At 55.2% G+C, this 13,484-nt stretch carries 10 protein-coding genes; 4 read left to right on the top strand and 6 right to left on the bottom strand.

All coding sequences use genetic code 11. The features are described 5' to 3' along the window. Window positions 1-9 precede the first annotated feature (9 nt). Window positions 10-780, bottom strand: a complete 771-nt coding sequence (bioH, locus tag ACLJTG_RS14090; protein WP_000998146.1) for a pimeloyl-ACP methyl ester esterase BioH — start codon at window positions 778-780, stop codon at window positions 10-12. A gap of 37 nt (window positions 781-817) precedes the next feature. Between bioH and gntX the strand changes: the two genes are divergently transcribed. The 3 genes from gntX (at window position 818) to gntT (ending at window position 3,828) form a co-directional block, all read left to right on the top strand. Further along, window positions 818-1,501: a DNA utilization protein GntX gene (gntX, locus tag ACLJTG_RS14085; RefSeq protein ID WP_000958733.1), complete on the top strand. Its 684-nt coding sequence runs from the start codon at window positions 818-820 to the stop codon at window positions 1,499-1,501. 58 nt (window positions 1,502-1,559) lie between these two features. Beyond that, window positions 1,560-2,135: a Fe-S biogenesis protein NfuA gene (nfuA, locus tag ACLJTG_RS14080; RefSeq protein WP_000619387.1), complete on the top strand. Its 576-nt coding sequence runs from the start codon at window positions 1,560-1,562 to the stop codon at window positions 2,133-2,135. Window positions 2,136-2,511: 376 nt separating this feature from the next. Next, window positions 2,512-3,828, top strand: a complete 1,317-nt coding sequence (gene gntT, locus ACLJTG_RS14075) for a gluconate transporter (RefSeq protein ID WP_023228826.1) — start codon at window positions 2,512-2,514, stop codon at window positions 3,826-3,828. A gap of 118 nt (window positions 3,829-3,946) precedes the next feature. On the opposite strand, the gene malQ is transcribed toward gntT, so the two are convergent. After that, window positions 3,947-6,025, bottom strand: a complete 2,079-nt coding sequence (gene malQ, locus ACLJTG_RS14070; RefSeq protein ID WP_000428728.1) for a 4-alpha-glucanotransferase — start codon at window positions 6,023-6,025, stop codon at window positions 3,947-3,949. A gap of 9 nt (window positions 6,026-6,034) precedes the next feature. Next, complete coding sequence (gene malP / locus ACLJTG_RS14065) at window positions 6,035-8,428, bottom strand: maltodextrin phosphorylase (protein ID WP_023181718.1); 2,394 nt, start codon at window positions 8,426-8,428, stop codon at window positions 6,035-6,037. A 593-nt stretch (window positions 8,429-9,021) separates the two neighbouring features. Here malP and malT point away from each other — a divergent pair. Next, on the top strand, window positions 9,022-11,727 hold the full coding sequence (gene malT / locus ACLJTG_RS14060; protein WP_000907030.1) for an HTH-type transcriptional regulator MalT: 2,706 nt from the start codon (window positions 9,022-9,024) through the stop codon (window positions 11,725-11,727). An 87-nt stretch (window positions 11,728-11,814) separates the two neighbouring features. Here the strand turns inward: malT and ACLJTG_RS14055 are convergent, their stop codons facing one another. The 3 genes from ACLJTG_RS14055 to rtcA form a co-directional block, all read right to left on the bottom strand. After that, on the bottom strand, window positions 11,815-12,090 hold the full coding sequence (locus ACLJTG_RS14055) for a type II toxin-antitoxin system YafQ family toxin (RefSeq protein WP_079951243.1): 276 nt from the start codon (window positions 12,088-12,090) through the stop codon (window positions 11,815-11,817). 2 nt (window positions 12,091-12,092) lie between these two features. Next, on the bottom strand, window positions 12,093-12,353 hold the full coding sequence (locus tag ACLJTG_RS14050; RefSeq protein ID WP_000729714.1) for a type II toxin-antitoxin system RelB/DinJ family antitoxin: 261 nt from the start codon (window positions 12,351-12,353) through the stop codon (window positions 12,093-12,095). A gap of 108 nt (window positions 12,354-12,461) precedes the next feature. After that, window positions 12,462-13,481 carry an RNA 3'-terminal phosphate cyclase gene (rtcA, locus tag ACLJTG_RS14045; protein ID WP_023238362.1) on the bottom strand — a complete coding sequence of 340 codons (1,020 nt, stop codon included), beginning with the start codon at window positions 13,479-13,481 and terminating at the stop codon, window positions 12,462-12,464. Window positions 13,482-13,484 lie beyond the last annotated feature (3 nt).

Here is a 13,484-nt window from a genome sequence, read left to right as displayed (position 1 = left end):
ACGCCCTGGTTACAGCGATGATTTTAGCGTCATCAGCGCCTGACAAAACGCCGCCGGATGCGAGATAAACGGCGCATGGGCCGCCTTCGCCATTATCTGTGATGTACTGTGCGGCCATAACGTATCGAGCAAAGGCACGATTTTACGCGGCACCAGACCGTCCAGATAACCATACAAACGCAAAAACGGCATGTTCACATTTTTAAGCGCTTCTCGTAGATCGACCGTTTTTAAGATTTCCAGTCCGCCATTGAGCACCTCTACATCCGGCATAGGCTGCGCCAGCACCACGCTTTTTAAGGTGCGGGCATCCTGACGCGCCGTCTCCGTCCCTAACGTTTGCAGCGCCAGAAAACGCTCCACCGTGCGCTGAAAATCGTCGCTAAGCTGCTGCTGGAATCCGCCGAGGATTTCTGGTTTTATTCCCGGCCACCCCTCACGCGCGCTAAAGCATGGCGAAGAGGCGACAGTCACCAGCGCCTGGACGCGTTCAGGGTGGGTGAGCGCCATCTGACTCGCCACCAGGCCACCCAGGCTCCAGCCAAGCCAGATAGCCTGGTCCGGCGCGTTTTTCGCTACCTGCGCCGTCATCTCTTCAAGCGTCATGGCGCCAAACCCCGAGCTGCGACCATAGCCCGGCAAGTCGACCAGATGCAGCGTAAAATGCGAGCCGAGTTCCTCGCGAATGCAATGCCATACCTCCGCGTTCAATCCCCATCCGTGCAGCAGCACAAGATGACAATTTCCCTCGCCGTAGGTCTGCCACCAGATGTCATTCATCAGTTACTGTTCTCTTTTGTCTAACAAGGATGCACCTATGCTAACAGTACCGGGATTATGCTGGCTATGCCGAATGCCGCTGGCGTTAAGCCACTGGGGGATTTGTTCCGTATGCGCGCGCGCTGTTCGTCAGCGCGTCAGCCTGTGTCCGCAATGCGGATTACCTGCCGCGCATCCTTCGCTCCCCTGCGGTCGCTGCCTGCAAAAACCTCCGCCCTGGCAGCGTCTGGTGAGCGTCAGTGACTATACACCGCCCTTGAGTTTACTGGTGCATCAGCTTAAATTTACCCGCCGCAGCGAAATTGCCGCCGCACTGGCGCGTCTACTGTTGCAGGAAGTCCTCATGGCGCGCCGCAGCACCGGCTTGCAGCTTCCCGACAGAATCGTCAGCGTTCCGCTCTGGTCGCGCCGACACTGGCGGCGGGGATTTAACCAAAGCGATCTGTTATGTCAACCGTTAGCGCGCTGGCTTGGCTGCGCATGGGACAGCCAGACCATCACGCGGGTACGGGCGACCGCAACACAACATCATCTCAGCGCCAGGTTACGTAAACGCAATTTGAAAAACGCGTTTCGCCTTGAATTGCCGGTACAGGGTCTCCATATGGTTATTGTGGATGATGTCGTCACTACCGGAAGTACCGTCGCGGAAATCGCGCAACTGCTTTTGCGCAACGGCGCAGCGACTGTCCAGGTATGGTGCCTGTGTCGAACCTTGTAGAGCCTCGATGATGGGCGTATTATAACCAACTAAAATAGTCAACTATTAGGCCATTACTATGATCCGTATTTCCGATGCTGCACAAGCGCACTTTGCCAAACTGCTGGCAAATCAGGAAGAAGGGACGCAAATCCGCGTATTTGTCATTAATCCCGGCACTCCTAACGCAGAGTGCGGTGTTTCTTATTGTCCGCCCGACGCCGTAGAAGCCACCGATACTGCACTGAAATTTGACCTGTTGACCGCTTATGTCGACGAGCTGAGCGCGCCCTATCTGGAAGACGCGGAAATTGATTTCGTGACCGACCAGCTAGGTTCTCAACTCACATTGAAAGCGCCAAACGCGAAGATGCGCAAAGTGGCCGATGACGCGCCGCTGATGGAGCGCGTGGAATATGCTCTGCAATCGCAGATTAACCCGCAGTTGGCGGGCCACGGCGGTCGCGTCTCGCTGATGGAAATTACCGATGAAGGCTATGCAATTCTGCAGTTTGGCGGCGGTTGTAACGGTTGCTCGATGGTTGACGTCACGCTGAAAGAAGGGATCGAGAAACAGTTGCTGAATGAATTCCCGGAACTGAAAGGCGTTCGCGATCTGACCGAACACCAGCGCGGCGAGCACTCATACTACTAAGATTTTCCCCGCATCCATGCCCGATGGTGCTTGCGCCTGTCGGGCCTTGTCTGCCCCACCGTAGGCCGAATAAGGCGTCTACGCCGCCATCCGGCGCTATCAACCACATCTCATAACAATGGCCCTTCTTCTTTCGCCGATAACATGACCTGTGTCTCATAATTTAAATTTTGCCTGCCAGGGTCATTTTCAACACCCATATGTTACCCGTATCATTCTTATGGGCACCTAACATCCATATAACATCTGACTACGCTCATTCGTTTCAACGGTAATCAGTATTGGTGCTATTGCGACTCTGTTCCCGTCGGGAACAACAGGAATTTGTCGTCGAAACAATGACGTTACCCATAACAAAGTAAAGGCCAGGTAAATCATGCCATTAGTCATCGTTGCTATCGGTGTTATCTTGTTACTTCTTCTGATGATCCGCTTCAAAATGAACGGATTTATCGCCCTTGTCCTGGTAGCGCTCGCTGTCGGGTTGATGCAGGGAATGCCGCTGGATAAAGTCATCGGCTCCATCAAAGCCGGTGTCGGTGGTACGCTTGGCAGTCTAGCCCTGATTATGGGGTTCGGCGCCATGCTGGGCAAAATGCTTGCCGACTGCGGCGGCGCTCAACGTATCGCCACTACCCTGATCGCGAAATTTGGTAAAAAGCATATTCAGTGGGCCGTAGTGTTAACCGGCTTTACCGTCGGCTTCGCTCTGTTCTATGAAGTGGGCTTCGTTCTGATGCTGCCGCTGGTATTCACCATTGCCGCAGCGGCGAATATCCCGTTACTGTACGTCGGCGTGCCGATGGCCGCGGCGCTCTCCGTCACACACGGCTTCCTGCCGCCGCACCCGGGTCCAACCGCAATCGCCACGATTTTCCATGCCGATATGGGTAAGACGCTGCTGTTTGGTACGATTCTGGCGATCCCGACCGTGATCCTTGCCGGACCGGTTTACGCCCGTTTCCTGAAAGGCATCGATAAGCCGATCCCGGAAGGCCTGTACAGCGCGAAAACTTTTACGGAAGAAGAGATGCCGGGCTTTGGCGTCAGCGTCTGGACGTCGCTGGTTCCGGTTATTCTGATGGCGATGCGTGCGATTGCCGAGATGATTCTGCCAAAAGGCCACGCTTTCCTGCCCGTTGCCGAGTTCCTGGGCGACCCGGTAATGGCTACGTTAATTGCCGTACTGATTGCGATGTTCACCTTTGGCCTGAACCGCGGGCGTTCCATGGATCAGATTAACGATACGCTGGTCTCTTCCATCAAAATTATCGCCATGATGCTGCTGATCATCGGCGGCGGCGGCGCGTTCAAGCAGGTGCTGGTCGATAGCGGCGTGGATAAATACATCGCTTCAATGATGCATGAAACCAATATCTCTCCGCTGTTGATGGCGTGGTCTATCGCGGCGGTGCTGCGTATCGCGCTGGGCTCCGCGACTGTCGCGGCGATTACCGCAGGCGGCATTGCGGCGCCGCTGATCGCCACTACCGGCGTTAGCCCTGAACTGATGGTTATCGCAGTCGGTTCCGGGAGCGTGATTTTCTCTCACGTCAACGACCCGGGCTTCTGGCTGTTCAAAGAGTATTTCAATTTGACTATCGGCGAGACCATTAAATCCTGGTCGATGCTGGAAACGATCATCTCCGTCTGCGGCCTGATCGGCTGTCTGCTGTTGGGTATGGTGGTTTAAGCGAGGCGGCTTGTAGGCCGGATAAGGCAGCAATGTGCGCCAGGATTGCCTGATGGCGCTGCGCTTATCAGACCTACGTGCTCTCACCATCATAAAGCCGGGGAAATCCCCGGCTTTATTACTTCTTCTTCGCGGCCGCTTTTCGGCGCTTATCCAAATCCTTAATCAGCTTGTTTACGCCCTCATCGGCAAACATCTGCTCCAGCGTGGCGGTGAGCTTCCGCCGCCAGTTTTTATACTGATCGCTGGTGCCCGGTACGTTAACCGGATCGGCCATATCCAGCCAGTCCTCCGGCTGAAGCCCCAACAGACCGCTGTTACTGTCGGCGATATAGCGCTGAAGTCCGCGATTTAGCGTTGGCGTCATCGACATTAACGATGCCTTATGCCCGGCGCGTTTTGGCAGACAGCCATATTTATGCAGCGCGTCCAATAGCCCCTGTTTCGCCCGCTCGCGATCCTCATACAGCCCGCGCAGAATCACTTCATCCGGATAAAGCCCCAAAGCTTTACCCAACGTCAGGTCACCGCATTCCCAATAGCCGCGCAGCGTGGGGAGATCGTGCGTCGAGGCGACAGCCATCGATTGTTGCGGATATGCGCCCGGCGCGCGGAAGTTTTTCTCAAGGTCATTTTCAAACCACAGCACTTTATAAGAATAGACCCCGCTATCGCGCAGCTTGCCGACAATCTCAACTGGCACCGTCCCCAGATCTTCGCCTATCACCATACAGCGGTGACGTTGGCTCTCCAGCGCCAGAATAGAAAGCAAATCATCTACCGGATAATGGACGTAAGCCCCCTGATCCGCTGTTTCGCCATACGGTATCCACCACAGGCGCAGCAACGACATGACATGGTCAATGCGCAACGCGCCGCAGTTTTGCATATTGGCGCGCAGCAGGTCGATAAAGGGCTCATACGCCCGGGCGACAATGATATGCGGGTCCATCGGCGGCAGCCCCCAGTTCTGACCGAGCGGGCCGAGGATATCCGGCGGCGCGCCGACAGATGCTTTCAGGCAGTACAGCTCCCGGTCGCACCAGGTTTCCGCGCCGCCTTCCGCTACGCCAACCGCCAGATCGCGGTACAGACCAATCGGTAGTTTAAAACTCTGGCAGGTATCCCAGCAGGCGGCGAATTGGCGCCAGGCCAGCCACTGAAGCCAGAGATAAAACTCCACCTCTTCGCGGTGCGCTTCACAGAATTGTTTTACAGCGGGAGACTCTACCGACTGGTACGCCTCCGGCCAGGCTGGCCAGCCCCAGCGCTGCTCATCCTCTTTTACCTGATACGCATGCAGCGCGTCGAATGCCGCCTGCCAGTAAAGGCTTTCGCCTTCGCGGGCGATAAAGTGACGAAACTCCGCCATTTGCGCATCGTCGCGAGCGGCAAAGCGCGTCCACGCCATCCGCAGCGCCGTGATTTTCAGCGCGGTAACGGTAGCGTAATCCACCCATTGCGCATCGCGCGCCTGTCGCAGCTTTTGCTGTGTGGCGGGCATTTGCCACCATGCCTGCGCCTCTTCGCTCAGGCGGAAATCTTCGACGGCGTTGACGTCGATATATATCACGTTCAGCCAGCGACGAGACGAGGGGCTGTAGGGACTGGCGCTCTCCGGATTCGCCGGATAAAGCGCGTGGATCGGATTCAGGCCGATAAACGCGCCGCCGCGTGTCGCCACGTCGACCAGCATCGACTTCAAATCGCCGAAATCGCCAATACCCCAGTTTTTTTCTGAACGCAGAGTATAAAGCTGGACGCAGGCCCCCCACAGTTTTTTCCCTTCCAGCAGCGCCTGCGGCTCATAGCATCGCGGCGGGGCGACGATAATACGGCAGTGCGTACGCTGTTCATCCTGGGTCAACGTCAGGGTGTGGTAGCCCTCCGGCAACGTAGCCGGCAGGTTAAGTTTTTTACCGCCCGTCACGCGCCCTTTGTAATGCTCGCCCTCTTCCGTAGTCAGCAGCCAGGAAAACTCACCGCGCCCCTCTACCGGCAACGCCATTTTTTTACCCGCGGTATAAACCTTCACATTCGGCACGACCGCCTGTGGTCCTGTTGTCGTGCCGTGCATCGCCGCCAGCAAACGTCTCTTGGTTTCAGCGCCAATAGACTGCGGTTTGCCATGAGCATTGATGTAACTGGGGCTGATCCCCGCCGCCAGCGCGGCACTATCGAGACGTTTATTTTCCATCGCGCTCCCTTAGCGTTTTGCCTGCCAGATACGGGCCTGATAATCGCGAATAGAGCGATCGGAACTGAACATACCGCAGCGCGCGGTATTGAGGATCGCGGCGCGCGTCCACGCTTCCTGGTCGCGATACAGCGCATCCACCTGCTTTTGCGCCTCGACATAAGCGGCGAAGTCCGCCATGACCAGGTACGGATCGCCCCCCTGTTTGCCGAGGCTATGCAGCATCTGGTCAAAGGCATGTTTATCGCCATCGCTGTATTGACCGCTTTCCAGCTCTTTTAGCACCGCATCCAGCACTTTGTCTTTTTTACGCCATTTCACCGGATCGTAGCCTTTGGCTTTGAGCGCCTTGACCTCTTCCACAGTATGGCCAAAGATAAAGATATTCTCTTCACCCACCTTCTCAGCGATTTCAACGTTAGCGCCGTCCAGCGTTCCCACAGTCAACGCCCCGTTCAGCGCCAGTTTCATGTTGCCGGTGCCGGACGCCTCTTTCCCGGCGGTAGAAATTTGCTCGGAAATATCCGCCGCCGGAATGAGCATTTCCGCCGCCGAGACGCAGTAATCCGGCAGGAAAACCACCTTCAGCTTATCACCCACCGCCGGGTCGTTATTAATGGCTTCCGCAACCTTATTGATAGCAAAAATGATGTTCTTCGCCAGGTAATAGCCCGGCGCCGCCTTCGCGCCAAACAGGAATACGCGCGGTACGCGGTCGGCCTGCGGGTTTTCGCGGATCTCTTTGTACAGCGCCAGAATATGCAACAGATTCAGATGCTGACGCTTGTACTCGTGCAGACGTTTGATTTGAATATCAAAAATCGCATGGCTCGAAATCTCAATCCCGGTACGGGCCTGGATAAATTTCACCAGGCGCTCTTTGTTCGCCCGTTTGATGTCGCGATATTGCTGACGGAATTTGGCGTCGTCAGCGTATTTTTCGAGGTTGATCAACTGGTCGAGATCGTTAGCCCACTCTTTTTTCAGCGTTTTATCCAGCAACGCCGCAAGCTGCGGATTGCACTGTTTGATCCAGCGACGCGGCGTAATGCCGTTGGTGACATTGTGGAATTTGTTCGGCCAAAGCTGGTGATATTCCGGGAACAGATCTTTCACCACCAGATCGGAGTGCAGCGCCGCCACACCGTTGACCGCAAAGCCGCTGACCACGCACATATTGGCCATGCGTACCTGACGGTCGTGCACCACCGCCAGTTTTGCCCATACCTGCTTATCGCCAGGCCAGGTCTTATCGACCAGCGTCTTAAAGCGATCGTTAATCTGCTTGATAATCTGCATATGACGCGGCAACAGCGCTTTGATTAACCTCTCGTCCCAGCACTCCAGCGCTTCCGGCATCAGGGTGTGGTTGGTGTAGGCGAAGGTTTTGCTGGTGATAGCCCAGGCGTCATCCCAGCTCAGCTGGTGCTCGTCAATCAGCACGCGCAGCAGTTCCGGAATGGCGATGGTCGGGTGAGTATCGTTCAACTGAATGACCTCGTAATCCGCCAGCTCATGCAGTTTGCGTCCGGCCAGATGATGGCGACGCAGAATATCCGCTACCGAGCAGGCGCACTGGAAGTATTGCTGCATCAGGCGCAGTTTTTTGCCCGCCGTGTGGTTATCGTTGGGATAAAGCACCTTCGTCAGTTTTTCCGCATCGATACCCTGCTGTTCCGCCCGCAGGAAAGCGCCGTCGTTGAATTTGGTCAGATCAAACGGATGCGCGTGGGTCGCCTGCCACAAACGCAGCGGTTGCGCGACGCCGTTACGATAGCCTAACACCGGCAGATCCCAGGCCTGGCCTGTAATCACAAAACCTGGCTCCCAGCGCCCTTCTTTGGTGACTTTACCGCCGATCCCAACCTGGACGTCCAGCGCCTCGTTGTGGCGGAACCACGGATAGCTGCCGCGATGCCAGTCATCCGGCGCTTCCATCTGCTTGCCCTCAACAAATGACTGACGGAACAGCCCATACTGGTAGTTCAGACCATAGCCCGTAGCGGACTGCCCGACGGTGGCCATCGAATCGAGGAAGCAGGCGGCCAGACGTCCCAGACCACCGTTGCCGAGCGCCGGATCGACTTCCTCTTCCAGCAGATCGGTCAGATTAATATCGTGCGCTTTCAGTACATCGCTAACGTCCTGGTACCATCCCAGATTTAACAGGTTATTTCCCGTCAGGCGGCCAATCAAAAATTCCATCGAAATGTAGTTCACATGACGCTGGCCTTTCGTCGGCTGCGCTACCGGTTGCGCGCTCAGTAATTCCGCCAGCGCGCCGCTAACGGCCTGCCACCACTGACGAGGCGTCATGTCAGACGCTGACAGTAAACCGAAACGCTGCCACTGACGCGTCAGGGCGGCCTGGAATTGATCTTTATTGAAGGTTGGCTGTGACATAGGAAATCCGTCCTCGGGTAATAAAACAACGTTATCGCTAGTTTGCCAGGCTCGATGTTGACCTTCCTCCTCCCGGCAATGATTAGGGAGGGAGGAGGAGCGGGGATGAGCATAAAAGTGTGATCGCCGCCACTTACCCCTGTATAAACGCGCCGATTCCTGTCAACGACACCCAGTGTTACGCATAATCAAATGAATAAACAGAAATAACAGTAAATCGCGAAGGGGTATTTTCGAAGATTATATGAACGCCGAAATAGTTTCTTACCTGAAATATTCAGCAGCGGGAGGTTCACTAACTTAACATAATTAATTAAACGCCTGGTATCGCCATTGTGTTAAATCCGCATCCTGTCCAGGACATTATTTACAATAACGGAAATATGACCTCAGCCCAGCTCTGACGCTCGTTTCAACCGCGCCGAATACTTTTTTAATACCGTTATTTAGAATTGTGACAGAGTGCAAATTCAGACACATAAAAAGTCTGCTTAGCTTGCATTAAAATGCTTTCTGGCCGACCTTATATCTATTAATTACGAAGCGCAAAAAAAATCGCAGTTCCCCCCATTTCCCACAGTGAAGTGATTGCTATGTTGATTCCGTCTAAATTAAGTCGTCCGGTTCGTCTCGACCATACCGTGGTTCGTGAGCGGCTGTTGGCTAAACTTTCCGGCGCGAACAATTTCAGGCTCGCCCTGGTAACCAGTCCTGCTGGCTATGGGAAAACCACGCTTGTCTCACAGTGGGCGGCGGGCAAAAATGAATTAGGCTGGTACTCTCTCGACGAAGGCGATAACCAGCAAGAGCGATTCGCCAGTTACTTAATTGCCGCTATCCAACAGGCCACTGGCGGACACTGCTCTACCAGCGAAGCGATGGCGCAAAAACGTCAGTATGCCAGCCTGACGTCCCTCTTCGCACAGCTCTTTATTGAACTGGCGCAGTGGCATCGCCCGCTTTATCTGGTGATTGACGACTACCATTTGATTACCAATCCGGTGATTCACGACGCGATGCGCTTTTTCTTACGGCATCAGCCGGAAAATTTCACCCTGGTGGTGTTATCGCGTAATTTGCCGCAACTGGGCATCGCTAATCTGCGCGTGCGCGATCAGCTGTTGGAAATCGGCAGCCAGCAGTTAGCTTTTAACCATCAGGAAGCAAAGCAATTTTTTGACCGTCGCCTTTCGTCGCCCATTGAAGCCGCTGAGAGCAGTCGTATGTGCGACGATGTGGCCGGTTGGGCCACTGCGCTACAGTTGATCGCCCTCTCCGCGCGCCAGAACCATACCTCTGCGCATCACTCCGCCCGCCGTCTTGCCGGGATTAATGCCAGCCACCTTTCTGATTATCTGGTGGACGAAGTACTGGATAACGTGGATGTCAGCACCCGACATTTTTTACTTAAAAGCGCGATCTTACGCTCAATGAATGACGCGTTGATTGTGCGCGTGACCGGCGAAGAAAACGGCCAGATGCGGCTGGAGGAGATTGAGCGCCAGGGGTTATTCCTGCAACGCATGGACGACACGGGCGAATGGTTCAGCTATCACCCGTTGTTTGGTAGCTTTCTGCGCCAGCGTTGCCAGTGGGAACTGGCGGCGGAACTGCCGGAGATCCACCGTGCGGCCGCGGAAAGCTGGATGGAACAAGGTTTTCCCAGCGAAGCTATACATCATGCGCTGGCGGCGGGTGACGCGCAAATGCTGCGCGATATCCTGCTTAACCATGCGTGGGGGCTGTTTAATCACAGTGAACTGGCGCTGCTGGAAGAGTCATTAAAAGCGCTGCCGTGGGAAAGCCTGCTGGAAAATCCGCGGCTGGTGTTGTTACAGGCCTGGCTGATGCAAAGCCAACACCGCTACAGCGAAGTGAATACGCTGCTGGCGCGCGCCGAGCAAGAGATCAAAGGGGTCATGGACGGCACACTGCATGCTGAATTTAACGCGCTGCGCGCCCAGGTCGCCATCAACGACGGCAATCCGGAAGAGGCAGAGCGGCTGGCGAAACTGGCGCTGGATGAGCTTCCTCTCGCCTGGTTTTATAGCCGTATTGTCGCGACCTCCGTTCACGGCGAAGTGCTGCACTGTAAAGGCGATCTCAGCCAGTCTTTATCGCTGATGCAGCAAACCGAACAAATGGCGCGCCATCATGACGTCTGGCATTACGCGCTGTGGAGCTTAATTCAACAAAGCGAAATTCAGTTCGCCCAGGGATTCCTGCAGGCCGCATGGGAAACGCAGGAGAGAGCCTTCCAGTTGATCAAAGAGCAACATCTGGAACAACTGCCGATGCATGAGTTTCTGGTACGTATCCGCGCGCAATTGCTGTGGGCGTGGGCGCGCCTTGACGAAGCGGAAGCCTCGGCGCGCAGCGGTATCGCTGTGCTGTCCACCTTCCAGCCGCAACAACAGTTGCAGTGCCTGACGTTACTGGTGCAGTGCTCGCTGGCGCGCGGCGATCTGGATAATGCCCGTAGTCAGCTTAACCGACTGGAAAATTTATTAGGCAATGGTCGTTATCACTGCGACTGGATCTCTAACGCCGATAAAGTGCGTGTCATTTACTGGCAGTTAACCGGCGACAAGAAATCCGCCGCCAACTGGTTACGTCATACGCCCAAACCGGCGTTTGCCAATAACCATTTTCTGCAAGGACAATGGCGGAATATCGCCCGCGCGCAGATCCTGCTGGGCGAATTCGAGCCTGCGGAAATCGTGCTGGAAGAGTTAAATGAGAATGCCCGTAGCCTGCGCTTAATGAGCGATTTAAACCGCAATCTGCTGTTACTCAATCAGCTTTACTGGCAATCCGGGCGGAAAAACGACGCCCAGCGCGTATTGCTTGATGCCTTACAGCTCGCCAACCGCACCGGATTTATCAGCCATTTTGTGATTGAAGGCGAAGCCATGGCGCAACAATTGCGTCAGCTTATCCAGCTCAATACGCTGCCGGAGATGGAGCAGCATCGCGCGCAGCGCATCCTGCGAGAGATTAACCAACATCACCGGCATAAATTCGCCCATTTTGACGAAGGCTTCGTCGAGCGCCTGCTTAACCATCCGGATGTCCCGGAGCTTATTCGCACCAGCCCGCTCACCCAGCGTGAATGGCAGGTGTTAGGGCTTATCTATTCCGGTTACAGCAACGAACAGATTGCCGGCGAACTGGCGGTGGCCGCGACCACCATTAAGACGCATATCCGCAACCTCTACCAGAAACTCGGCGTCGCGCACCGTCAGGACGCGGTACAGCACGCGCAGCAGTTGCTGAAGATGATGGGGTACGGGGTTTGAGGCAAAACAGGCAACGTCCTGGTGTGTAAATTTGTTTAATCATAAAACCTGAAAGCACCGGTTAACATATGGGCAAAAACGGCGCTTTTAAAATAAATCGGCATGCGTTCCTGTTCGTTCAAATCGCAGGCATTCATCCGTTATCTTATCAATAAGAATCCAGTCAGGCCCAATATGGGCATCCCGGTATCCGCTATATGAACCTTGTAACGGGTGATCTTTATAAATGGCAGGAAGGGGAAAATGGTGGTGAATCAGAAGCGTCATAAGTGTTTTAAGTTTGCCGACATCCTTATGACGCTTTTGTGCCCGTTTTACATCTTTCTGGAACTGTCCCGAATATTCAATTTCCCTTTGCCCCATAGTCAGATCCCTAACTGGTCAAACAAATCATCAGCATCTTTGGCTTTATGAATGTCAACGCCAGCTTCGCTATTTTCTATCGTTCGGGACGTTAACTCATTGGGTATCCGCAAATCAAAAGGCAATGCCTTTTCACGCGCAACTTTAGTCAGTGTAATCCGTATCAAATCAGAAATGGTTAACCCCATTTCAGCCAGGACATCTGCCGCCTGATTCTTCAGCGTTTCGTCGATACGGGCACGAACAAGCGCATTTGCAGCCATCGATTAGTCTCCTGCACTGTGTATCTATACAGTTCAAATTGTGGCTCAACTGAGACACACATACAAACCGGGCCTGGATGTTTGCCTTGCAATGCTCGTAAAGATGACTTAGTCGCTTACCCGGACAAGATAGCCACTTTCGGTTGCTTCACAGGAAAATCTGACCGGCAAAAACCGTTCCACCACCGCAATATTGGTAAGCAAGTGAGCGGAGGCCCGCGCCACGGTAAACGCGCCTTCGCCCGCCAGCGCCAGCGGTAAAATCAGCTGGTCGGCCAGATGCTCTCCCACCGCCGCCGGGCTTGCGAGATAGCGCCGCGCTTCATGCGCAACCTGGTTAGCTACCGCTTCCGCGCTGGTGCCTTTAACGCCGAACGCGGCGAACAGTTCGGTCAGTTGTTCGCTTTGAATCATCAGCGACAGCGCGTTGCCCGGCCCGCAGCCGCCTTCCAGCGCAACGACGTTTTTCTCCGCCTGCGGGAAGTGGGCTTCCAGCGTTGCGACTTCACGTTCGCCAACGTGGTAAGGAACCGCCGCCAGCAAAGCTTCAGCGGTGGTGCGCAGCGTCTCGCCGCGCGATATCAGCGTTAGCCCGCGTAAAGACGTTGCCGGTTCGACGACCGTCGCCGCCGCGCCGCCGCCTGCCGGATAAAAGCCGTGTTTTATCAGCGTGGTACGCTGGCTGATGCCCATCCTCGCCAACAGCGGCTCCCAGACGCGGCAAATAAAATCGGCGCTGGGCGCGGCCTGATTATGCGTCCCGCCGTGAACCTCCACGCGGGATGAACCGTCAGCAAACCACAGCGCGGGCAGGACGGTTTGCAGCACCAGCATACAACTGCCCGCGCTGCCAATCGCGAAACGGTACTCGCCGCCGCGAATCGGCCCCGGCGTAAAACGCAACTGTTGCGAGCCCAGTTCGTCGCCGTTCACCTGCGCGCCGCAGATTTCCGTCGCCGCCCGCACTGCCGTTAAATGCTGGCGTAGCAGCCCCGGTTTGGCGCGCCCGGCGCGGATGCCGCTCATTTCAAACGGCTGGCCGGTTATCATTGATAAACTCAGCGCCGAGCGCAAAATCTGCCCGCCGCCCTCTCCCTGTGCGCCATCCAGCGCGATAATCCTTGCCATTTT

The sequence above is a fragment of the Salmonella sp. SAL00672 genome (genome assembly GCF_046552175.1).
GTDB classification, from domain to species: Bacteria; Pseudomonadota; Gammaproteobacteria; order Enterobacterales; family Enterobacteriaceae; genus Salmonella; species Salmonella enterica.
This window is presented reverse-complemented; position numbering and strand designations above follow the sequence as displayed.